The sequence below is a fragment of the Halomonas sp. R57-5 genome, from assembly GCF_900070345.1.
GTDB classification, from domain to species: domain Bacteria; phylum Pseudomonadota; class Gammaproteobacteria; order Pseudomonadales; family Halomonadaceae; genus Vreelandella; species Vreelandella ventosae_B.
Genome location: NZ_LN813019.1, coordinates 4,728,002 through 4,751,660 on the forward strand (window position 1 = coordinate 4,728,002; position 23,659 = coordinate 4,751,660).

The window sequence follows — 23,659 nt, forward strand, 5'->3', positions numbered from 1 at the left end:
TGCACGGCTTGCGGGCATCGTAAGGAGCGCGGGCGAATCGTTTTAGCGCACCCACGACGGCAAATGCACCTACCCACGCACCACTTTAGTGCACGCACGCGTCGGAAGGGAATGCTTAGTCGCGAGCTTTACGTATAAACGCTTTTAAGGAACCGTAATCGTCACGGCTGCCGAACGGTGCTGCAAACGCTGACGACTATCCAGTAGCTCTGCCTGAAGCTCGTGGCGCCCCGGTGGAAGCCCCGTTAGCCAGAAGACATCGCTGTGCAGCGCGGACTGGCTGATGTCGCCATTCACTAGCAGCCGCACCTGGTGATCGTCGCGCAGCGGAGGCGCAAGGGCCACCTCCACCGCCGTCATGCCACCTTCCACCCGTGCGCCTTGCTGGGGCAGGGCAATCGAGAAATGGTCATAAGGCATAAAGGGCTGCCCCGGCTTGTCCCGCGGCCGCTGTGGCGCTGATGGGGCCGCATTCGTGCCAGAATTGACGAGCGCCGCGCTTAATGCAGGCGGCAGGCTTGGCAACGGCGACAACTCTAAGGCCTCACCACCGCGACCAGGGTCATCGGTAAAGGTCACGTTGCCGTCCTCATCGGTAACTCGATATACCGTCTGCCCGAATGCCAAAACGGCTGCGCCAGCAAGCGTCGCGCCCAAAAGAGTCACCAGCACGCCGCGCATCGCGACTGTATTGATCCTACTCATCGCACCCCTTGCACTGCTTATAAGCCCCAATAATAAAAAACCCCGCCGAAGCGAGGTTCTATTAATAATCACCGTTTCCGCCGCCTGGCTGATAAACAGCCAGGGGTTAAAAACGCTGATTAGCAGCTGTAGTACATATCAAACTCAATCGGGTGCGTAGTCATGCGAATACGCTCAACTTCTTCCATTTTGAGTTCGATGTAGGCATCGATCATCTCGTCGGTGAACACGCCACCTTCGGTCAAGAACGCACGGTCAGCGTCGAGTGCTTCCAGTGCTTGATCCAGGCTATGCGCCACGGTCGGTACTGACTTGCCTTCTTCTGGCGGCAGGTCGTACAGGTTTTTGTCCATGGCATCGCCAGGATGGATCTTGTTTTTGATGCCGTCGATACCCGCCATCAACATGGCAGAGAACGCCAGGTAGGGGTTAGCGGTCGGGTCAGGGAAACGTGCTTCTACACGCTTACCTTTCGGGCTAGCGGTGTAAGGAATGCGGATTGAAGCAGAACGGTTGCGGGCGCTGTAAGCCAGCATTACCGGGGCTTCAAAACCAGGTACCAGACGCTTGTACGAGTTGGTAGACGCGTTAGTAAAGGCGTTCAGAGCACGAGCGTGCTTGATGATACCGCCAATGTAGAACAGCGCCATTTCAGACAGACCAGCATACTCGTCACCGGCGAACTGGTTCTCACCGCCTTTCCAGAACGACTGGTGCACGTGCATACCTGAACCGTTGTCACCTACCAGCGGCTTCGGCATAAAGGTGGCGGTTTTGCCATACGCGTGGGCCACGTTGTGGATCACGTATTTCATTTCCTGCACTTCGTCAGCTTTCTTCACCAGCGTGTTGAATTTCACGCCAATTTCGTTCTGACCTGCGTTGGAAACTTCGTGGTGGTGAACTTCCACGGTCTGACCAATCGCTTCCAGGGTGTTACACATGGCACCACGAATATCGTGGAAGCTATCCACCGGGGGAACCGGGAAGTAGCCGCCTTTAACGCGCGGACGGTGCCCCAGGTTGCCGCCTTCAACGACACTGTCGGTTGCCCAAGCGCCTTCGTCGGAAGTGATTTTATACATGGAGCCCTGGATATCAGACTTCCAGTGCACTTCGTCAAAGATGAAGAATTCAGGCTCAGGACCAAAGAAAGCGGTGTCGCCCAGGCCAGTAGACTGAAGGTAAGCCTCTGCACGCTTAGCAATGGAGCGCGGGTCACGGTCGTAGCCCTGCATGGTGGCCGGCTCGATGATGTCGCAGCGTAGAACCAGCGTGGCATCTTCAGTGAAGGGGTCCAGGTAACCAGTACCATCTTCCGGGCGCAGAATCATGTCGGATTCGTTGATGCCCTTCCAGCCTTCAATAGAAGAGCCATCAAACATTTGGCCATTCTCGAAGAATTCTTCGTCCACATCGCGAGCAGGCACGGTAACGTGCTGCTCTTTACCGCGAGTGTCGGTAAAACGCAGGTCTACCCATTTAACATCATGTTCTTCAATTAGCGCGAGGGTCTTGGCTGACATAGTGTCCTCCGGTATGAGCGTGGCTTAAAGCTAACGACAGTAAGCTACCGATAAAAGTGTTGTTCGACAAACTACGTGCTAAACCGCACGTTTGTCATTCTTGTTCGCTCAACGTTTGCCTGACATTTTTAACAAATCGCTCAGCGAGCATTTCAGACCGGCTATCGTTTTAGCATGCCGCAGGGCTTATGCCTACGGCCACTAGCCGCTTCAAAACTTACTACACAGTCAAAGCACATTTCATGCCAACACTGCACCAATATGGCGTAAAAAAACAATAAATGATTGTTTTGTATATCATAAAAAATAAAGCTAAATGCCTCTTGATGACGCATAACGGCTAAACAAGGTGTCTCAAGCCAGCTAAAAACCCCTCAATGCACCAAAATAGAACAAAAATAATGCTTTATGCGCCATTAAAGAGCACTAAATATACTGAACCCTCTTTTTTAGCTCGCAAGTTTTTTTACTTGCTACCCAAATAAACCAGATACTACAATAAATTACAAATTGATAGATTAGCTCACAATTGGAGTCGGCAAATGGGATCGGTCTGCTTTATCGTTGATGCCATGGTGACGGGTGAGATGTTGCCACGCCATTTAAAATCCATACGTGAGTCAGGTGTTGCCGACCACTTGCTGCCCATTTTAGTGACAGCCACTCAAGCTCAAGCGCGCCTGAGTGCTATTGAACAGCGCTACCACACCCACTCGCTGATTACCCCAACGCGAACGCTAGGGGCTCGCCTTAATAAAGCCGCGTTTGCCAGTCAAGCCGAATGGCTCATCATTGCGCTGCAAAAAAAACCGCTGCCTGCCGCACTTTGGGGCGCGCTCTATCCACAGCTCAACACTTACACCCTGGACGCGTTAATTATCGGCCTCACCCGGCCATCGCTGTCGGAACGCATTCTGCGGCGCCTGTTGGCAAGTGCGTTAATTTTGCCGCCCTACATCGCCGTTAGGCGCGTCTGGCTTGAACGCTTGGGTGGGTTTGACCCTGAGTTGGGCGATGACAGCACGATAGTCGATTTTTTGCAGCGCTTACACGCCTGCCCCACCCGCTTGAAAACCTACAGCGGCCACCTGCTTAGCCAAATGGATGATCCAGACGATTGTTCGCTACCTACCCCGCCCGGTGCGGCTTGCACTACGCGCCCTTGACACGGGCCCTATCACTATCTCTTACCGTCACTGCTTTTTTTGCTGCTGCCTAGCTGACCTTCAACTGCTTACCAAATAGCATGGCGCCGAGTGTGGTGGTATTGGCCAGCTTATTAAGGCCCACAGACCCCACTGCGCCCACCACTATGAGCACCAGCGCATACACCCCAACCGGTAACGACAAAGGCTCAATCGCCAGATCGGTGAGCACAAAGAACATAGGGTGCGCCAAGTAAATACCGAACGAATACGCATTGATGTGGCGCACCCATAAAGGCGCAGGACGCCTGGCCAAGTAGCGCATGGCGCACAGCGTAAACAGCACGAAGAAAGGAATTACCCATACCTCTTTGGAAGAGAAGGCCAGCCAGCCAGCGAAGGTCGCAGCAATAATCAGTGCCACCATTAGCGCTAACCAGAACGGGCGGGCCATTTGTTGCATCCAGACAGGCCGCGCCAACATAACGCTCTCAGGGGCTAGCGGGTAGTAGCGCACCAGCACCAGAGCAAGAAAAAACACATAGATCCAGCCCAGTGGAGCAATCCAGAGCAGATAACCGGGCAGGTCAACGTCAAACCAGTAAGCCAGCCCCCAATACGCCATGCTGATCACACAGGCGCCCCACAGCCACGGCACCGGGTTCAAGCGCCACAGCTGCCAACGGGTAAACAACCAATAAGCCACATAAAACTGCATCGCGATGATCAAAAAATAGCCATGCCAGCCCGCGTAGACATAATACTCAATGGTATTGGCCACAAACCCCACCGGCTCATCTGAGGCCTGCAGCCTTACCCATTCAGCCGTCGAATAGATAAAGCCATACACAAAGTACGGCACCATCACATACTTAACGCGCTGGGCTAGAAAACCTTCCGGCACGGCCTTGTCGTAGCGAACGGCAAATACAAAGACCGCAATAAACAGGAAAATCGGCGTACCCAAAACCAGCGGTATGCGCATCAAATCGGTGGCAACGTTATCGAGGCGTTGATTGACGTGATCTAATAAGTGAAACAAAAAAACGGCTATACAGCCGTAAGCACGTAACCAATAGATCTCTTCAATTTTCCGCATTGGGCCTCCCGCCGCTACCTATTCCTACCCTGGCATTTTGAATGGCGATGATGAATGACTATGCTAACTGACTGTCTTATATGGCTATGATGAACAATGAGGGCCTTCACGCTGTCCGACCCTATTGAACAGTTTTAATTCCCGGAGGAAACGTGTTCATCCCCAAACTACCGCTACTCTCGTACCGATGTAACGCCCTACTCACCGCGTTTATTGGCTGGCTAACGTTTAGCGGCCACAGTTTAGCCAGCGAGGTTGAACACCATCAGTTTTTCTCACCCACGCTTGGGTACGACTACCCCTATAGCGTTTATTTACCCGACCATTATGACGACCAAATGACCGACGCTTATCCGGTCGTTTATATGCTGCACGGCTCGTTTGGCACCGACCGCGACTGGGTTTCCCGCGGCAACTTACAGCAGGTGGCAGATAGGTTAATTCGCGCCGGGCATATTCCTCCGGCGGTGTTCGTTATGCCCGGCAGCCGCAGTTGGTGGGTGGATGGCCACAATGAGCCCGCCCGCAGCGCATTTTTTAACGACCTAATGCCCCACATAGAAGCGACCTACCGTGTGGGACAAGAGCGCCACTTGCGTGGCGTGGCAGGGCTCTCCGCTGGCGGCTACGGCGCGCTCAATTTTGCCCTGGAACGGCCTGAACTGTTTGCCGCAGTGGCCGCGTTAAGCCCCGCAAGCTATGCTCCCCTGCCACCGCGTAACTCCTCCGCCTGGCGCCACCCGGCCTTTCGCAATGACCAGGGGCAATTTGATCGCGAGCTATGGAAATCCCTTAACTACGTTGAACATTTGGAAGAGTACCGCCTGCGCGTGACACCCCGCGGCACTGAAGAAGAGGGCGACCTCTCCCCCGTACCGCTGTATATCAGCGCCGGGCGTAGCGACGTTTACGACGCTGAATTTCACGCCCGCATCCTGCGCCAAGCCATGGAACGCATTCAGCCCAACGATGTGCGCCTTGATCTCTACCCCGGCGGCCACACATGGCAGGTATGGCGCGCCAGCCTACCGGCAGCGCTCAACTTTCTATTTCAGTACGTGGGCCAGCCGGTCGTTGAAGCACAGGCTGAAGAAGACTAGGAGGAAGTAAGCGGTTGAGCGCACTACACTAAAGCAATACCCTTCAAAGCACTTTCCAACACAAGGAAGACAGCGATGCACCAGCATATCGAATGGGACGAACCCGGCAGCGCCAGCGTAGCTGAGTACTTTAAAAACGACCCTGATCACAACGCCCCCGACCCAGGCGACATTATTTCCGCCCGCTATCAAGGCGCCATGGTGCGCGTCAAAGTAGAAGCCTACCGAGAAGATGACGCCGTCAGCATCGGCGAAGTCGCCGCCAYCATCGACACCAAAGGCGGCCGCCACCAAAGCCATCACAAGCTCGAAGTCGGCCACATCGTCCGCGTACCCGACGACAAACGCGCCATGGAAACACCCACACAAGAAGATTAAAGATTAGCATTTTCTAAACTAACCACACCAGCCACTAACACGGTGGCTTTTCCGCGCAAAGCTAAACAACCAAGCAACACATCGAGTATCGTCAGCGCACCCGCACAGCGGTGCCAGGTGCACATACCTTAAGTCTATAGCCATACTGGCTGGGCGGCAGCGAACTCTGAGGTGGGAGCTAACGCCGCTGGCAAAGCTTTATGAACTGCCTATATGGCAACACCGACTTTGCCACACATGACGGATCATGCACTTTCGAGTAGCGCGTGGTAAGCCTAAGGCGCACCCGCGAAAGCACCGCGCAGCGGTGCCACGGGCACATATCTCAGGTCTAACCACGACCATCTATCTCAATGAGGTTCTTTCGCCACATGAGCAGCTCATCCCTATAAGCGCGGGGATCGGATTGCCTGCTAATTCAGCCATTACGAACACCTCGGTTCATCCCCGCTCGTGCGGGGAGCGGATAATCGCGATGCACTTTCTCGAAAGCAATCTCGGTTCATCCCCGCCCGTGCAGGGATCGGAAGTTGTCACCTATCGCCTCATAGCCATGGATCGGCTCATCCCCACAGGCACGGGGATCGGTCTTCCTGAATGATTTGCGGCGTGATGATCGGCGGTTCATCCCCGCAGGCGCGAGGATCGGCGKCGGTGGCAACTGGCAAACCAACCCATTATCAGTTCATCCCCGCAGGCGCGGGGATCGGGCCAGATACACGTAGGCGGCGGGCGTTTCTGCCGGTTCATCCCCGCAGGCGCGGGGATCGGTTGCTTGGTTTGGCGCTTGGTGCTGCGCCCAGCGGTTCATCCCCGCAGGCGCGGGGATCGGCGCTCMGCAATCCCTCGCCAGCGCTCCAGATTCGGTTCATCCCCGCAGGCGCGGGGATCGGGACGGTTAGGCCTGACTTGATGCCGACGTGGGCGGTTCATCCTCGCAGTCGCGGGGATCGGATAATTTGCGCACCGGAATCGCACAAAAGAACCGGTTCATCCCCGCAGGCGCGGGGATCAGATGGCCATGATTAGCGCTACCGCGCCATCGATCGGTTCATCCCCGCAGGCGCGGGGATCAGATGGCCATGATTAGCGCTACCGCGCCATCGATCGGTTCATCCCCGCAGGCGCGGGGATCGGGGGCGAGCGGGGTTCAGGTGGTGGCGTGGGCGCGGTTCATCCCCGCRGGCGCGGGGATCGGTGACACCCATATTCCATGGGCACGGCTAGATGCGGTTCATCCCCGCAGGCGCGGGGATCGGCCAGGCTCGACGCTAAAGCACTTTGCTCATCGCGGTTCATCCCCGCAGGCGCGGGGATCGGATCAACCGCTGAACCCAGCACCCCCATGGCGCCGGTTCATCCCCGCAGGCGCGGGGATCGGATACCCTCGGGCCCAGAAGGCGGCCGCCCATCCGGTTCATCCCCGCAGGCGCGGGGATCGGAAGCACTCACCCGTACGCGACCTGTTCGCCATCGGTTCATCTCCGCAGGCGCGGGGATCGGAGCTGTCTTACTGACACGCTCCAATGGTCAGGCGGTTCATCCCCGCAGGCGCGGGGATCGGTTTGACCCGGCATACTGGAAATAAACACATTGCGGTTCATCCCCGCAGGCGCGGGGATCGGGTGCGCATCCTCAATRCGTCCTACTCCAAAGACGGTTCATCCCCGCAGGCGCGGGGATCGGTCGTTTTCATCGGTAATGATAATGACCATATACGGTTCATCCCCGCMGGCGCGGGGATCGGYCAACACCCAGTTTCTGAACRCCGAGCGCCCACGGTTCATCCCCGCAGGCGCGGGGATCGGCCATTAGACCAGCGTGAGAAAGTGTAAGAATACGGTTCATCCCCGCAGGCGCGGGGATCGGGTCGACTTCGATGGGGCCGTCCATGCCGCCMCCGGTTCATCCCCGCAGGCGCGGGGATCGGGCGMACTGGTACTGCTCAATGCGATAGTGATGCGGTTCATCCCCGCAGGCGCGGGGATCGGGGCGGCAGAATCTGCGGCGATGGCGGTGGCGACGGTTCATCCCCGCAGGCGCGGGGATCGGGGKGGCGGTGAAGCCGATTTGGGTGATGGTGACGGTTCATCCCCGCAGGCGCGGGGATCGGAGCCGGTCGCTGCGCCCGTTGGCCTGGTTACGCGGTTCATCCCCGCAGGCGCGGGGATCGGCCAATGCGGGCCAATGGGATCAGTTCCTCCGCCGGTTCATCCCCGCAGGCGCGGGGATCGGTTCCAGATAGTGGATGCCGCCCGGCGTGAACTCGGTTCATCCCCGCAGGCGCGGGGATCGGGGCCATGATTGCCATAGCTCGGGCGGCAACAGCGGTTCATCCCCGCAGGCGCGGGGATCGGTCTGGAATGTGCCTTGTGCTGCCGGGCTAACGCGGTTCATCCCCGCAGGCGCGGGGATCGGGATCACAAAATCACCCTTATTGATCACCTCGCCGGTTCATCCCCGCAGGCGCGGGGATCGGAACGCCTAGGCCTCGCGGAAGAAGCACCACCGCGGTTCATCCCCGCAGGCGCGGGGATCGGTGAAAGCCCAAATCACTAATGAGCAAGAGCTGCGGTTCATCCCCGCAGGCGCGGGGATCGGAGCTAGACAGCGGTTCRCCGGCAGCGGTCACTCGGTTCATCCCCGCAGGCGCGGGGATCGGCGCCGAGGTAGTTCTCGGGCAGGCCGTTCAGTACGGTTCATCCCCGCAGGCGCGGGGATCGGCCGCTAGCAGGGTGACGCAGCCACGTAACGCGCGGTTCATCCCCGCAGGCGCGGGGATCGGCGTTATCAGCTTTCTTTCACGTGCCCACTTGCCGGTTCATCCCCGCAGGCGCGGGGATCGGTTTCTACAAAGGCATTTCCCCACAGGCAGATGCGGTTCATCCCCGCAGGCGCGGGGATCGGCTTTTTAACCATATCCAGCGCGGGCTGAAATACGGTTCATCCCCGCAGGCGCGGGGATCGGCGCTTCATGAAGATGCGGCGCTCAACAATTTGCGGTTCATCCCCGCAGGCGCGGGGATCGGTTTATGGCGGCTCGTTGCTGCTATTGCTGGCGCGGTTCATCCCCGCAGGCGCGGGGATCGGGATCATCGGGGGTTCGATGGACTCATCGCGCACGGTTCATCCCCGCAGGCGCGGGGATCGGACACCAGACCATCAAGGTCATTAGCACGKCGTCGGTTCATCCCCGCAGGCGCGGGGATCGGTCGACCAACACACCATCAAAACGCTACGCACCCGGTTCATCCCCGCAGGCGCGGGGATCGGATGATAGACGCCCGCACCCAACACGACACAACCGGTTCATCCCCGCAGGCGCGGGGATCGGAGGCATCATCATTTTCATGGCTGCAGCGGCGGCGGTTCATCCCCGCAGGCGCGGGGATCGGGTCGCTAAACACCGCGTAGCGGCGCATTCCGTCGGTTCATCCCCGCAGGCGCGGGGATCGGGAATTCATCGTTAACGGCAGCGTTAAATAACGCGGTTCATCCCCGCAGGCGCGGGGATCGGTTGAAACGCTTGCGCGCTGTGCCTTCTGGCCGCGGTTCATCCCCGCAGGCGCGGGGATCGGGTGAAATCACTAGCAAGCGCCAGTAATTCTATCGGTTCATCCCCGCAGGCGCGGGGATCGGGAAATAAACGGTATAGCGATAGGCGCGGCAACCGGTTCATCCCCGCAGGCGCGGGGATCGGCTCAAAGTTAGTGATCTCTGGCATCAGTTAGCCGGTTCATCCCCGCAGGCGCGGGGATCGGGCCCGTGATGGCGGCATTGCTGAAATTGCCATCGGTTCATCCCCGCAGGCGCGGGGATCGGGCGCTGAGCGCTTCCATGGGCAGTGTGTGCAGTGGTTCATCCCCGCAGGCGCGGGGATCGGGCGCGAATACTGGACGCTGGAAACCCCTAACGCGGTTCATCCCCGCAGGCGCGGGGATCGGTAACCCGCAACGGCGTCGGTCACGTTGTTTCGCGGTTCATCCCCGCAGGCGCGGGGATCGGAAAGCGGCCCGTTATAATCGCGGCTTCCMGTTCGGTTCATCCCCGCAGGCGCGGGGATCGGCTGCAGACGTCGCCTGCAGGTCGCCCTTCAAACGGTTCATCCCCGCAGGCGCGGGGATCGGTTCACTTCGCCTTCCTGGATCCGCGCGAACAGCGGTTCATCCCCGCAGGCGCGGGGATCGGAACTGCTGCAGGCGTTCAGGCTCATGGGCAGGCGGTTCATCCCCGCAGGCGCGGGGATCGGCGCAAAGGGAGCCACTCCAGGCTGGAAGGATACGGTTCATCCCCGCAGGCGCGGGGATCGGACTTGTCGTAGACAGTTGATCTACAAGAAGAAAATAGCAGATAAAAATTCTACCAGCTATTTTGCTTACTTTTTAACCATCTTAAATTTTTAAAGATCCAATAAAATCAGCTAGTTAACTTGTGGCGGTAAAAAGCGCACCAAACGTAACCCGTCATGGTCGACGGGTTCGCGGCGGTTTTCTCCATAGGTTTGGAATTCAAAACCGGATTCATGGTTGCTGGCCCAGGCCATTGCCACGTTGCCATCTTCGGCTAGGGCCTCGACCTGTTCCCAAATCATTTCACGAATACGCCTGCTAACATCGCCAACGTAGACACCTGCTCTGATTTCTAATAGCCATACCGCTAACCTGCCACGCAGGCGCGGCGGCACAGCTTCTGTAATTACCACGAGCATCGCCATTTATCCGCTCCTGTGCCCGGCATTGCCGACCGATGGTGGTTCTGGAATGGCAGGTGGAACCGCGTCGGGTGCTGGCGGTGGCGGCTGTATATCGCCTGCGGCCAGCACATCTTCGATCATAGGAATTAAGCGCTGGAGTATGCGCGACTGCTTGAACGCATCGCGGCAGGCGATACGAACCTCCCTTTCCGGCATGGGCGGATTGCGCGCAGCGACTCTAAAGGCCGCTGGTACTACGGTTTCAAACTTCACGATGTCGGCAATATCGTACACAAAACTCAACGGCTTGCCGGTGTGCAGATACCCAATCGCTGGGGCGTAGCCAGCTGCCAAAATAGCGGCTTCGGTTATTCCGTATAGGCAGGCGGTTGCCGATGATAGGCATTKGTTGGCAACATCGGAAGCATCCCACTGCTTAGGGTCATAACGGCGTCCGTTCCATTTAACGCCATACTGTTTAGCTAACAGTTGATATGTTTTGCGCACCCTTGCGCCCTCCATACCACGCAGTTGCTCGATGCTGCGACGCGAAGGCGGCTCTTCACCAAAACGCAGTTCAAACATCTTTCGCACTACTTTAAGGCGTAGCTTTTCATCCAACGCCAGCTGCGCCTGATAGAGCAATTTATCTGACCGCGCGCCACCCGGTTGGCCAGCGCTATAAAGCCGTACGCCAGCATCCCCTACCCAAATCAGTAATGTTCCTACCGTAGCCGCCAGCTTTATAGCGGCATGTGAAACCCGCGTACCCGGTTCAAGCAACAGACAAGCCACCGAACCCACCGGGATATGCATGCGCTCGCCATTCACTTCATCTATGACGACAAAAGCACCGTCGCGTACATCTATCTGCCCCATCCCGATAAAAATCATCGACATTCGGTCTTTTTCGGGAATGGGCTTTAGCGGAATAAAGCCCATGTTGGTCTCCTAAGGTCGGCGCAGTAGTAGCAAACCACCACCAAATGCCTTGGCCCGCCCAATGCCGTGGGCCATTGTTTCGACTAGCTTTCCTGGATTGGTAACTTCCAGCAGGCCTTCGTAATCCACCGTTGAGAACTGAACCGGCTTGCCGCTCCCTTTATTCAGCACATGCTGGCGGTAGGCACCCAACTCTGGCGTAACCGGCAAGCTAAAGCCCCATGTTTCAGCGCGGTTTTCGAGCCACTCACGGGCTTTGCCATTCATCGCATCAACACAGGCTTGGCTGGTGCGCTGCCCCGGAGGGAATGGCTTTTTGGCCGCCATCAACACATCGGCACGCTGGCCACGTTGTCCAGGCACGGAAATCGCCATTGTGGGGTTAGCGCGTAGGCGAAATGCTAGCGTATCGCCCGCTTTGAGTTCTGGCGCGTAGGGTTTGCTCTCTGCAGTCAGTAAGCCTGCCACTGATGCAGGTTCACGATCTGAAAGAACGTAAAATAGTGGTAGTCCTTTAGGGCCTTTACTCTCTTCGACTTCTTCCAGCTCTTGCCGAAAAATAAAGGGTCGCGGCCCTTCGTAGTCGGGGAATAGCTGCCATAAAAGCTGGTGAGCCGTATAGGCTTCAGCATTCATAACATCAAACAGCTTTTCTCGGGAGAGCCCGTTCAGGTCAACACGTACGCGTGAGAGATACATTAGCGCGCCTCCTCTGCTGCTATGGCCCGGCGAAACTCTAACCGGGGGCCAAACTGCCAGCGGCGTCGATTTAGCGGCAAATCCCACACATCGTTGTACTCTGCCGTTTGATCATTACCATCTAACCTACCGGCTTCACCTTCCCAGGCATATAAGGCTTCATCAGGAAAGCGAAGTACCGTTTTGTCTTCTCGACCGTTGAACGCCAGTGCAGGAAATGCCATATCAAGCGCTTCTTTAAGCGTGCTGCACTGCCGCCGCTGAGGGGCAAGCGGCGCAGCGGGCGGGCAGGATTTGCGCCCTAGATAAAGTGGGTAATAGGGTGTTTTGAGCGCTTGCTCAAGCTCAGAAAGCGTTAGGGTTGCCGCTGGCGTTAACCAGACGGCCACTGTCCATAGACCATCACAGCGATAGTCCCGGCTGGATAGTATAGTTTTCAGCGCATCACGCGGCGCGCTCAGCTCTTCTTTTCGAGTGCGATAGCTCMCTTTTGCCTGCGAGGCGGGCATCTGCACCGTGTGGTAGTCCCGCATCAGTAAGCCAGGCGTGTACTGCTTTACTCCCATGGCAATACTGTCACGCAGCTGCGCCTGGCCTGCATCATCGTCTCGGCGAATTCCCAGCGCTGCGCCGAGCAAACCAAGCACGGCGCCTTTGCCAGGATAAGTTGCCGTGGGGCGCGTTTCACCAACGGCAGCCTCCCCCCAACTGGCAAGCGGCGCATAGAGCCGAAAAATAAGATAGTCGGTCATGCCGCCCCCTTACTGGTCGGTTTTTAAGAAAGCGATCAGTTCAGCAAGATTCCCTTTCTTAATGTCGCCTTTCAACTGCGGTTTTTCATAGTCAGGTTCGGCACTGATTACAAAGCGGCTGTCAGCGCCTGCTTCATAAGCATCATCAAAGGCTTGAGCTTGGCGCTCCAGGCTCTTGATCGCATCAAGCGTTTGATCCTGGCCTGTCACGGGCCGCAGGTAAGCAGTAGAAAGTGAACGCGGCTGCTGGTAGCCCTTTTCCGCCAGTACATAGCTCGCGTGGGCGCGGGAACCAAAGCTGTTTTGTTTGCCCTTGGGAGACGTTTTAACCGCAGCCTCCACCAATGCCGCAATCGCTTGGTCGGCTAATTCACTATTTCCCTGCAGATTCTCAACCAGTTGCTGGCGGTCAATGCAGATATACAGATAGAACAATCCGGCCCCAAAGCCAGATTCACCAATATGTGCCGCGCCGCGGTCTTTATCACCCGTGTTTAAGTCGTCAACAGCGGTAAAGTAATCGTCTTCCACTTCGGCAGCATGCACAGTAATCGCGTGGGCGACTTGGCAGGCGGCATCGACGTTATATTTAGGCTTAGAGGCTAACATTCGGCCAAATAGAGCCACATCGGCAGCAGCGGGATTATGGCGTAGAAGATCCAGCTCGTCCTCGTTGGGCTCACGATTCTCTTTCGCCAACGTCGTCACTAGATCGCTGATCGCTTGACGTTCCTCTCGGCCAACATGCACCAACTGCTCAATTTCAAACTCTTTTGCTTGGCCTTTTTCTATTTTGCGCAAACTGCCAAACACGCTGGCTATTTTTTCTGCACTGGCCGCTGCGATTTTTTCATCCAGACCTTTATCTGTCATTTCTTTATAGGCTTCTGAACCTAAACGCTTGGTACGCGKACCCACATGCCCAGCCAATACTTCTTCAAAGAGCGTAGAGGTACGCCACGTGCGCTTGAGGCTTTGTGACGAAACGCGTAGGCGCTTTGCCCCACCCATCAAAGCAGTTTTGGGGCGGCCTAAATCATCGCGGTTCAGGTTGGCTGGCGGATAAGAAGTCAGCAGGTGCAGTTGAATAAAGTGGCTCATAGATAACTCCGTTCGTGATGTCTATATGAAGCTAGAAAGGGTGATAGTCAGTCGTAAAAATCAGTCATTGCGATGGCTATAGCGAGACGTTGCGGCGAAATAGTCATTTGCCAGTACAAATCCAAGCCGGTGAGTAGGCTTGGCAGATAAACGTCCACGATGCTCGCGCCMCCAGAGMGCGATAACACTCGCCAGCAGTACGACACTGATATCTTTCTTATCCGCAAGCGCCAGCGCTCGGCGTAAGCGCTGAATAAATTCTTCCGGCGTTCGGCAGGAAAGTAGCTGTTGAAAACGCAGCTCGCTCATCAAGGGCTTAACGGTTTGCTCTTTTTGCTGGCCAAGACGCGAGGCTAACGATGCGCCCTTCTTTTCTTCACGCAACTCCGCAGCTATTAACGCAATACATGACCACACTTGTAGCTTTTCATCGCGATAATCCGTTTGCTTCGTCGTCTCAGGCAGCATCGCCCATAGCTCACGAAAACCCTGGGTTAGCATGGCGGCCTCGGCGGTATCACAGCGGCGCAGTACCGCTCGTACACCACGGGGCAGTGATGGCTGAGGGGTCAATGCTTTCAAAGTCTGTGGGGTTAGCGTCAACCGCTGCCACCAACGGCGTAAGGCAACGGCTTCATCCAACTTCAAAGCAACTAGCGCTTTTTTCTCCGCCTCGGACAAAATATCTTCTTTTTCGATTGTTTCCGGCGTCTCCACATCACTCATCAGGCGTCTCCTGTCGTTGTTGCAGCAGAGGCCGTATTAATCTTGGCCTTAGCGGAGGGGTCAAAATCACCCTGTTGGATAAAGTCACTCACCACTTTGCTACCTTTGCTCTTGCCACTAAGAAAGCTTTGCAACTGCCGATGGGCAGCAGTAGCGCGTTCAAGGTTCATGCTTTCCTGGGAACCGCTTAGAGCTAGGTCTTCGAATACACGCATGGCTTCACGCTTAAGGGCTAAGTACCAACGCTCAGCAATGTCGGAAGGGATATGCGGTGGTGGCGAGTCTTGTTGCAGCATCTGCTGAAGGGCTAGCAACGCTTTAAAAAATTCAGGCTCGGTTGCATCGTAAAATTGGTTATCAATAGCGCTCATATCGCCCTTGGCATCCGATGGCCGTGAGAACCAAGCGTTTTTAACCTGAGTACGCACCATCCAGGCGACATTGCGCGACAGCTCGTTCAGTTGGTGAACCCAGGCACGTAGCCTTTCTTGCTGACCCTGTGGAATGTCTACCAGGGGCATTTCGACGCTGTACCAACCACGCGGCTTCATGTTGTCCATGTCGTAGCCAAACACCCATAGACGCGCCTCTCTTAGCAGCGCCTGGATGTCCTCATCGAAACGTCGCTCTTGTGTCACTAGCGGTTGCTTGCCATCGATATAGCTTTTCAACACTGCTGCCGCTATAGCACCACTGTTATCTTCGTCATTGAGCACGAAGCCGGACCAATGCCGATAACCCAGGCCACCAGGCTGGCCTTTGCTGGAAAGCGGCAACTCATTAGGTCTCTTGGGGTCACGTCGGTAAGGTGTCAGCGGGTGCAGCCAAGGGCCATCGTAGTTGGCTCCCTGTTTTTTAGCGCGGAGCTCACGCACCACTCGCTGCGTTTTCCGCCCGCATATATCGCACGGGCAACCGTCCACTTCTTCAAATAGAAGCCGGAAACGACGCGGCATTGACCAGTAAGAGTGCAGTGGGTGGGTATTTTCAGGCAGCACTTCGGTGCCTTTTTTGTCACTTACCCGAGTATTAGCCATCCAGAAAAATAGCGAAGGCTCTTCAGGATGTGGCGCTGTCCACTGCTGTCCCTTCTGGGTAGTTTCTTTCACCGTAATGACGTTTAGCCACAACCTTTCCCACAAGCTAGCTGTGGATAACTCCGGCATGACCAGTGTGGTCAGCGGGCCACCGCCCCGAAGCCCTACCCGAATACCGGCACCGCCCGCAGGAGCATTAATCTGCATGGTGTAAAGCGCTATGGCCGCGCAAGACTCGCACATCACATCAACGCGGCCCCGTTTCACGAAGAAATCGGTATTATTCTTGATACCATTGGCACCAGGGGCATCAATCAATAGACCGCTTATAGTGGCGTTTTTGACATCGTCCAGCGGATCAAGGTCCTGCATAAAGCGAGGGCCATCGCCGTCCATTTCAAAAGCGCTACTGAAAGGCGTGAATGCTTTATCCAACGCATTCACACTGGGTGGCTCCATTAACCAATCAAGCCAGTCGTCATGAGTTTTCGGCGGCAGTGCGGTTTGCAACAGGCCTATCAGGAACTGGTAGGCCGCCCCCTGGAAGTCTGCTCGCGGAAGAGCAAGATTGATGACGTCAGGATCCGCTATCGCCGAAGGCGGGTGATACTCCACCTCCCCATTGCTCAGTAGAAAGGGCAACCACGGGTCATTAAGTAGATTCATTAGTACCTCAGAAATGCTCAAAATTAAAAAAGCTGATCTCATTGCTGAGACCAGCCGATACAATCAACTATTTCTTTGGTTTTTTACCTTTTCGTGCTGGCCGAGGGGKAATTGGCCATGCTTGATATCCGTAGTCATGAGCATCTAGAACTTTTCCGCTTTTTGTCTTCCGGTAGCGTCGAAAAATCATTTCTGTCTCCCTTCGAAGGAGTTAAGTCCGAATTAAGCGACACCTGCTTGCGTAGCAGCACCGAAAACCGTAACTTGTTGGTGCGAGTAACAATGCATGGTTCGGTGATATGTCGCCGCTCTATGCATTCATAAAAATAAGGTTCTATCCAGATTCGATGGATTGAAACTCTGAATGCTTGAGCAGTATGTTCTCCCCATGCGGAAACTGTCAACTTTGATATAAGATGCTCATTCTCTGCGCCAGCGGAGATCAACCGGTTCTGTCCAGAGTCGAAGCACGTTCCCCGCACCTGCGGGGATTACTTAGAAGAATTAAAGGAGCCTGTGCCTTTAACCAAAAAGCACTGAACGCCTCAAGGCGCCTGCTCCTTATTGCCAAGCCTAACCCCCCATTCGGCATCGTAGCTGCAATCAGGATCATCACTGGCAAGCCAGGGTTGGCTATATTTCAATGCTTTATAACGCTCTTGAATGGCTACCCACTGGCCTTCATATCGGCCCGGCAGCGGTGCTAACTTGGAGGCTTGGCTTTGGCGAAGCTTCACTTGGCTGAGCATATCGGCATGGCTACTCCCTCTCGCCCATAGCGCCAGCTCGTTATCACCGGTGAGTAACAGCAGCACGACATTAACCGTGGGCTCATCCATCAGCCGTGTTCCTATCTCTTGCTCTTCCTGCCACTGATCACTTTTTGTGTAACCTTCAGCAAGATCGAGTGCGTTATAAGTGGCGAGTGAACCAGACGCTCTCTGTATGCTGCTTTGCTCAATGCGGCCTTGTTGCAATGTATCGGGAATATCGTCTATGCCTTGGCCGTAAACGCCTTCAATAAGATCTCTCGCCTCTTCGGGCATACGGATTGCTCCCAAACGACGCAGCATTCGCTGGGTTAACCAGCTTAACGATGTGTCGCGATAAACCGCCTGGGTGCCTGGCAGCGTGCGCTTGAGCCAATGTTCATCGGGATCATCCGCCCATGGCGGCGCTAGTACCAGCAGGCGTGGCTTACAGCGCTCCCCACGCTGGTGGCGCTGTAAGCGGCCTGCACGCTGGATAAGCAGATCAATGGGTGCAATATCGCTGATCATCACATCGACATCGCAGTCGAGAGACTCCTGAAATACCTGGGTACTGATCAACACTTGACCCTTACGTATTTCAGGCGTTGAGTCTTTGCCTAAACGCTCAATGACCTGGGACTCAATGCGTTGCCTATCCACCATGGCAAAGCGGCTGTGGAACAGCAGGCAGCGTTCAGGATCAGGGTGGCGGGCAGCGATAGCTTCGAATGCGCGAATAGCGTCATCAACAGTATTGCGCACCCAAGCGATACACTCACCTGCCTCCACTGCTTCTATCACCGCTTCTATCGTCTGCTCCTCTTCGGTTAGCCAAGCGACTTCAACGCTTCTGGACACCTCTTTGCGCGATCCTAGCGGCAGCTCCAATGGTTGCCCTTCGCTCACATGGGTCAGTAACGGAAAGTCATCTTTTTGTGGTTTCGTTGCTGGCTGCCCAAGCCCTGATTGCCAAGCAGCCATTAAGGCACTGCGCATGGCACGGGGGAGCGTGGCAGTCAGCAAAATAGCGCTACCGCCCTGGCGGGCATGGTAGGCCAGTAGTTGGCTGAGTAGTGTTTGCATGTAATTGTCGTAGGCGTGAACTTCGTCAATCACCAATACCTTGCGCGCCAGCCCATACAAACGCAGCGACTGGTGGCGAAACGGTAAAATGGCCATTAAGGCTTGGKCGATGGTGCCTACGCCCACCTCCGCCAGTAGCGCCTTTTTACGCGAATCCGCTAGCCATTGATTGCAACGACTGGTGGCAGACAGCTCGCTAGCGATGTAATCCAAATCAGCAGGCTGAGGCGCGGCAACGGCGGCGATAAAATCGTCGTTTAAATCCCGCGCACCGTGGGCAAGGACAAAAGAGGGGGAGGAGKCAGCGGTATAAAATCGGCGATGCAAATTTCCCAGCCGTGAATACATGGCGTTAGAAGTCGCCATGGTAGGCAGTGCAAAATAGAGGCCATCGCCGAGGCCTGCCGCTAATAGGCGCTGAGTCAAAATACAGGCGGCCTCGGTTTTTCCTGACCCGGTGACGTCTTCCAAGATAAACAGCTGCGGMCCATCCGTGAGTTCTACTGTCTCGGCAGCCTGCTGCAAGGGCGTTGGTGTGATGGATTGCGTGCCAAACCAATATGACATGCCAGCGTAAAGCAACGGCTGGGAAACCTTGTTAAACCCTGTTTCTTCCAATGCTTTCTCAGCATTGTGTAATGCAATTTGCCAATAATCGGCAAGCGGCATTCTCTTTTGACAGTAGGGAAAGTGATCTTGGTTAGAGCCTAGCCAGTCGCTTAAGGTTGCCCAGCCTGCGATTGACCAGCTTAGCGTCTGCAGGGCATACACCCACTGTTCAGAAGACAGCTGCTCAATTGGCCACGCTGGCGGAGCGATGTGAGCCCAATCGGCAATAAACTGCCGCGCTGCCTCTACATCATCAGCGTGTTCGTCACTACCAAAAAACTCATCTAATCTATGCTTTCCTGCCGCTACGGGTTTCCCGTGATGGCCAAAAAACGGAGCGGATAGCACAGAGAACACTTGAGATTCACGCAAAGCTCTTCGTTCATTGCGACCAAAGGGATGCTGCCATTTTAATGTACCATCCATAAACCAGTCGTCAGACTTAGCTTGCCACAACACTTCTCCCAAGCAGTCATGCTTCACTTTATAAATATATTGCGAAATGGGAGGAACAAGATGCGCGGACGAAGATTGAAAAAGCCCCTGAAAAGTGCGGGAGAATTTACCAATATCATGCAGACCCAACCAAAAAACCAATAGCTGACGTAGCGCTTCAGGTTCAAGACTCAGTTGCGCTGCCAGACGTTGTGTCAGCGGTCTATCCGGCGAAAGCAGCAACCAGCCCACCGCAGCAACATCTAGGTTGTGATACGGCAATAGATGACACTCTACACTCTGCCCCTTAGCTTGCGCTTTTCCCCAGTAGTGATAGTAAATCACCGCCTCCCCTCCACCGTTTTACCAATACCCCATCTAACCATTCTTCACCCCACCACGCCATTGACCTTAGTCATACTTCGCCAACCCTGAATCCACCCTCGTCTGATTTGATTTGCGTGCTACGCTTAGCGCTACTGCTCCCCTATATAGGCACCTCTTCATGCATGCTTTTCGTCTTCTCGCCGCGTTGGTGACCACCCTGGTGGTCGTTATGCCTGTCTCTCTACAAGCCCAGGCACAAACAGATGGGCAGTGGAGTGAGTACGATGAGGTATTTGAGAACGGCGCCAGCCACGCCAACGTTTGGCAGTGGGGCTGGACAGGCATTTATGGCACCAGCCTGGCGGTGAATGCGTACCAATCGAGTGAGGCAAGCGATCCGGATGACCGCTTTGATGCCCGGGTGGGCGTGGTGAAATCAGCCCTGGCCGTGGCCGGTATGCTGACGGATCGCCAGCCACACCCGGCGGCATTGGCCGAGTATGAGCGTTTGAAAGCCAGCGGCGATTTAAGCGGTGTGCAGGCGCTGGGCTTGCAGCTCGCCCAAGCCGAACGCGAACGGCGCGGCTGGGGTGCCCGGGTGAGCTCGTTGGTGGTCAATGGCGTGGCGGGTGCGGTGATTGCCGCCGATGGCCGGGAAAGTGACGGCGCTATCAACTTTGCCACCGGCATGCTGGTTAACGAGCTGCAAATTTGGTCGCAGCCCAATCAGGCGTCTTCGGCGATTAATCGCTTCCAGCCCGCTAACCTCTCGCTAGGGCCGATTACCATCCCCGGTGAATATGCGTTCAACGTGGGGCCACAGCAGCTGGGTGCTACCTGGCGCTACTGATTCTCTCTGCTTGTTACTCCTCTAAAGCGCTGGCGCGATTTTCCGCCAGCGCTTTATCTTTGCCAGTGCGGCGTGAACGCGTAAAATACACAGCAATTTTTTGGCTTTGCCAAACGTTATGTTATAACCTATTCGTCTTTATACGAGGCCGCTTGATGAGTGAGCATACGCACCGCCATAACAAGGAGGGCCCCTGCCATTTCTCCTTGATGTCGCTATCGGCTGTTAAACGGCTGCTGTTTGTTGCCGTGCCGCTGTTGGCGCTTTGGGGGTTGGTGGTTTGGGCTGGCGGGTGGTTAGGATGAGTCAGCGCTCTTTATCACGCTTGCAGCTGCACAATCTGCACCTGGCCCAGGCGCGCCGCACGGTGCTGGAGCACCTTGAGGGTGACTTTAAGCCGGGGGCCATTACCGCGCTGATCGGTGCTAACGGCGCCGGTAAAAGCACGCTGATTCAGGCCATTATGGGTGAACTTCGGCCTATTAGCGGCGAAGTGGTGTGCACCGTCGCGAAAGAGCGCCGGGCGTGGCTACCCCAGCAGCTGGCGTTAGACCTGACCTTCCCGATGAGCGTGGAAGAGCTGGTGATGACCGGCAGTTGGCCTAGCCACGGTGCGTTAACCGGCTACTGCGCAGCGCACTACCGCAAGGGCCGCGAGATTATGGCGCGGCTGGGTATTTCCCACCTGGCCCACCGCCCACTGGGCGAGCTTTCCGGCGGCCAGCGCCAGCGCGCTTTAATTGGCCGCACGCTGATGCAGGAAGCCGAGCTGTTACTGCTCGATGAGCCGTTTGCCAATGTGGATAGCGAAACCGTGGATATTTTGATCCGCATCCTGCGCCAGATGGCGGACGATGGCGCGACGATCATTGTCGTGCTGCACGATATGGATCACCTGCGCCGCCTGGCCGATGAAGTGCTGATGCTAAACGGCGGCCATGGCCGCTGGGTCGCGCCCAGTGCGCTTAATCATCAACATGCGCCTGCCCAGGTAGTGCCACTTACCCTGCTGGGAGGACACCATGCTGGATCTGCTTAACGCCTGGTTTGTCAGCCCCTTCGACTACGGCTTTATGCGCCGTGCGGTGGTAGGTGGTTTGGCACTTTCCCTGGCTGCCCCACCGCTAGGGGTATTTTTGGTGCTGCGCGGGATGAGCCTGATTGGCGACGCTATGGCCCACGCCATTTTGCCCGGTGTGGCGCTGGGCTTCCTGCTGGCAGGGTTTTCGCTGCCGATTATGAGCATTGGCGGGGTGCTGTTTGGCTTGATGGTGGCGCTGCTGGCGGGGGCGGTCTCGAAAATGGGCGGCCAGCGGGAAGATGCCGCCATGGCGAGCTTTTTTATTATCTCGCTGGCTGCCGGTGTGATGCTGATTTCGCTGGGCGGTAGCAGCGTTGATCTTACCCACGTGCTGTTTGGCTCGATCTTGGCGATCAACTCGACCGCGCTGCTGCTGATTGCGGGTATCAGTACGCTGATTGTCGTCACCCTGGCGGTGGTATTTCGTGCCTTGGTAGTGGAGTGCTTGGATCCGCTGTTTTTGCGTGGACAGAGCCGCCGCAGCGGTTGGGTACACAGCGTGTTTTTAGGGCTGCTGGTGCTGAACCTAACCGCTGGTTTTCAAACCCTGGGTACGCTGATGGCGGTGGGGCTGATGATGCTTCCCGCCACCTCAGCGCGCTTTTGGAGCAAACGCTTAGAGGGCTTAATCGGCATCGCCATTGTGCTGGCGATGGTGGCGAGCACCGGCGGCCTGCTGCTTTCGTTTCACCTGGATATACCTTCGGGCCCAAGCATTATTTTGCTGGCCGGGTTCGGTTATCTTTTTTCGGCCCTGTTTGGTCGCTACCACAGCTTGGCCGCCAAGCTACGGCGTAAAACCACGCCGCTTGAAGTGGAGCAAGGGGCTTAATTATCAGTCTTCATGCTTATCGTAAGGAGTGTTGTATGTCGCTTGCCTATTTATCACATCGGTCGTCGCGTTGGTTAGTGGGGGTGTCCGCTATGCTGGCGCTGCCTGCGGCCATGGCTAATGAGCGCGTTCAGGTGGTGACCAGTTTCTCTATCCTGGCGGATATGGTGGAAAACGTAGGCGGCGACCACGTTGACGTGACCTCCCTGGTCGCTGCTGATGGCGATGCCCACGTTTACTCCCCCAGCCCCGGCGATGCCCGCTCCCTGGCGAACGCTGACTTGGTGGTCTTCAACGGCCTGCTGTTTGAGGGCTGGATGGAGCGTTTGATTAGCGCCAGCGACTACTCTGGTGGCTTGGTCACCGCGACAGATGGTATCGAGCCACACTCTTTCGCTGAGCATGAAGAGCACGGTCATGAAGAACACGGTCATGAAAAGCATGGCCAGGACGACCATGCCGATGAGCATGCGGGTCACGAACATGGCAATCAAGATCCCCACGCCTGGCAGGATATGCACCAAGCCGAGGTGTATATTGCCAATATCCGCGATGGCTTAATCGCTGCAGATGCCGACAACGCGGACGAATACCGCGCCAATGCGGAGCAATATCTACACGAAATGGCTGAAGTAGACGCCGAGATCCGTGCGCTGATTGACGAGATCCCGTCCTCCACCAGCATCATTACCGGCCACGACTCCTTTGGCTACTTCTCAAGCGCTTATGGCGTGACCTTCCTCTCGCCGGTGGGACTTTCTACGGAAGCTGACCCCAGTGGCGCCAGCATGGCGGCGCTAGTGGATGTGATTGAGCAGGAGAACGTGAAGGCGCTGTTCCATGAGAACATGACCAATCAGTCGATCATCACCCAGCTCGCCGAAGAGACCGGCCTGCCGATTGCGGGCACGCTCTACGCGGATGCGCTGGCAACAGAAGGCGAAGCCAGCACCTACCTGGGGATGATGCGCCACAATGCCCAGGTGCTGCACGATGCGTTGGCCCAGCCTGGCAATCATGAAGAGCATGGCCATGAAGAGATCGGTCATGACGATCATGAACACAGTCACGAGCACGATGACCATGACCATGACGAGCATAGCCACTAAGCGGGCCGGATA

Annotated in this window: 19 protein-coding genes and 1 CRISPR repeat array; of the genes, 8 read left to right on the forward strand and 11 right to left on the reverse strand. The window is 56.1% G+C overall.

Annotated elements, in window-relative coordinates:
* Positions 1-144: 144 nt before the first annotated feature.
* Together HALO_RS21570 and glnA are read right to left on the reverse strand one after the other, a co-directional pair.
* On the reverse strand, positions 145-705 hold the full coding sequence (locus HALO_RS21570) for a DUF4124 domain-containing protein (protein ID WP_035582761.1): 561 nt from the start codon (positions 703-705) through the stop codon (positions 145-147).
* Positions 706-824: 119 nt separating this feature from the next.
* Positions 825-2,231 (reverse strand): glutamate--ammonia ligase, encoded by a 1,407-nt coding sequence (gene glnA, locus HALO_RS21575; RefSeq protein ID WP_035582759.1) that lies wholly within the window; start codon positions 2,229-2,231, stop codon positions 825-827.
* 542 nt (positions 2,232-2,773) lie between these two features.
* Here glnA and HALO_RS21580 point away from each other — a divergent pair.
* Positions 2,774-3,397 (forward strand): hypothetical protein, encoded by a 624-nt coding sequence (locus HALO_RS21580; protein WP_035582757.1) that lies wholly within the window; start codon positions 2,774-2,776, stop codon positions 3,395-3,397.
* A 49-nt stretch (positions 3,398-3,446) separates the two neighbouring features.
* Here the strand turns inward: HALO_RS21580 and HALO_RS21585 are convergent, their stop codons facing one another.
* On the reverse strand, positions 3,447-4,475 hold the full coding sequence (locus tag HALO_RS21585) for an acyltransferase family protein (RefSeq protein WP_035582755.1): 1,029 nt from the start codon (positions 4,473-4,475) through the stop codon (positions 3,447-3,449).
* 152 nt (positions 4,476-4,627) lie between these two features.
* On the opposite strand from HALO_RS21585, the gene HALO_RS21590 reads away from it, so the two are divergent.
* Both HALO_RS21590 and HALO_RS21595 read left to right on the forward strand, forming a co-directional pair.
* Entirely contained in the window at positions 4,628-5,575 is a 948-nt protein-coding gene (locus tag HALO_RS21590) for an alpha/beta hydrolase (RefSeq protein WP_035582753.1), read from the forward strand.
* A 75-nt stretch (positions 5,576-5,650) separates the two neighbouring features.
* Complete coding sequence (locus HALO_RS21595) at positions 5,651-5,953, forward strand: hypothetical protein (protein WP_050714013.1); 303 nt, start codon at positions 5,651-5,653, stop codon at positions 5,951-5,953.
* Positions 5,954-6,390: 437 nt separating this feature from the next.
* Positions 6,391-10,263: a CRISPR direct-repeat array (repeat unit 29 nt; unit sequence CGGTTCATCCCCGCAGGCGCGGGGATCGG).
* A 110-nt stretch (positions 10,264-10,373) separates the two neighbouring features.
* On the opposite strand, the gene cas2e is transcribed toward HALO_RS21595, so the two are convergent.
* The 8 genes from cas2e to HALO_RS21635 form a co-directional block, all read right to left on the reverse strand.
* A complete protein-coding gene (cas2e, locus tag HALO_RS21600) occupies positions 10,374-10,667 on the reverse strand; it encodes a type I-E CRISPR-associated endoribonuclease Cas2e (protein ID WP_035564117.1) in 294 nt (97 codons plus the stop codon).
* The gene (cas1e, locus tag HALO_RS21605; protein WP_050714014.1) at positions 10,668-11,588 is read right to left on the reverse strand and encodes a type I-E CRISPR-associated endonuclease Cas1e; all 921 of its coding nucleotides are present in this window, start codon (positions 11,586-11,588) and stop codon (positions 10,668-10,670) included. It abuts the gene before it with no gap.
* A 9-nt stretch (positions 11,589-11,597) separates the two neighbouring features.
* Complete coding sequence (gene cas6e, locus HALO_RS21610) at positions 11,598-12,287, reverse strand: type I-E CRISPR-associated protein Cas6/Cse3/CasE (RefSeq protein ID WP_035582746.1); 690 nt, start codon at positions 12,285-12,287, stop codon at positions 11,598-11,600.
* Positions 12,287-13,039 (reverse strand): type I-E CRISPR-associated protein Cas5/CasD, encoded by a 753-nt coding sequence (gene cas5e, locus HALO_RS21615; protein ID WP_050714015.1) that lies wholly within the window; start codon positions 13,037-13,039, stop codon positions 12,287-12,289. Before cas5e ends, cas6e begins: the two co-directional genes overlap by 1 nt.
* A gap of 9 nt (positions 13,040-13,048) precedes the next feature.
* Positions 13,049-14,140, reverse strand: coding sequence for a type I-E CRISPR-associated protein Cas7/Cse4/CasC (cas7e, locus tag HALO_RS21620; protein WP_050714016.1), 1,092 nt, complete (start codon positions 14,138-14,140; stop codon positions 13,049-13,051).
* Positions 14,141-14,200: 60 nt separating this feature from the next.
* Positions 14,201-14,866, reverse strand: a complete 666-nt coding sequence (gene casB, locus HALO_RS21625; RefSeq protein ID WP_050714017.1) for a type I-E CRISPR-associated protein Cse2/CasB — start codon at positions 14,864-14,866, stop codon at positions 14,201-14,203.
* Positions 14,866-16,569, reverse strand: a complete 1,704-nt coding sequence (gene casA / locus HALO_RS21630; protein WP_035582738.1) for a type I-E CRISPR-associated protein Cse1/CasA — start codon at positions 16,567-16,569, stop codon at positions 14,866-14,868. Before casA ends, casB begins: the two co-directional genes overlap by 1 nt.
* A 545-nt stretch (positions 16,570-17,114) precedes the next feature.
* Positions 17,115-19,793 (reverse strand): CRISPR-associated helicase/endonuclease Cas3, encoded by a 2,679-nt coding sequence (locus HALO_RS21635; protein WP_050714018.1) that lies wholly within the window; start codon positions 19,791-19,793, stop codon positions 17,115-17,117.
* A gap of 160 nt (positions 19,794-19,953) precedes the next feature.
* Between HALO_RS21635 and HALO_RS21640 the strand changes: the two genes are divergently transcribed.
* From HALO_RS21640 to HALO_RS21655, 5 genes are all read left to right on the forward strand, one after another.
* Positions 19,954-20,625 (forward strand): hypothetical protein, encoded by a 672-nt coding sequence (locus HALO_RS21640; RefSeq protein WP_035582734.1) that lies wholly within the window; start codon positions 19,954-19,956, stop codon positions 20,623-20,625.
* A gap of 155 nt (positions 20,626-20,780) precedes the next feature.
* A complete protein-coding gene (locus HALO_RS23250) occupies positions 20,781-20,930 on the forward strand; it encodes a hypothetical protein (protein ID WP_166650368.1) in 150 nt (49 codons plus the stop codon).
* A complete protein-coding gene (locus HALO_RS21645) occupies positions 20,927-21,664 on the forward strand; it encodes a metal ABC transporter ATP-binding protein (protein ID WP_035582732.1) in 738 nt (245 codons plus the stop codon). Before HALO_RS23250 ends, HALO_RS21645 begins: the two co-directional genes overlap by 4 nt.
* Positions 21,648-22,538 (forward strand): metal ABC transporter permease, encoded by an 891-nt coding sequence (locus HALO_RS21650; protein ID WP_035582730.1) that lies wholly within the window; start codon positions 21,648-21,650, stop codon positions 22,536-22,538. Before HALO_RS21645 ends, HALO_RS21650 begins: the two co-directional genes overlap by 17 nt.
* A 35-nt stretch (positions 22,539-22,573) precedes the next feature.
* Positions 22,574-23,647: a metal ABC transporter solute-binding protein, Zn/Mn family gene (locus HALO_RS21655; RefSeq protein WP_035582727.1), complete on the forward strand. Its 1,074-nt coding sequence runs from the start codon at positions 22,574-22,576 to the stop codon at positions 23,645-23,647.
* The last annotated feature ends 12 nt before the right edge of the window (positions 23,648-23,659 follow it).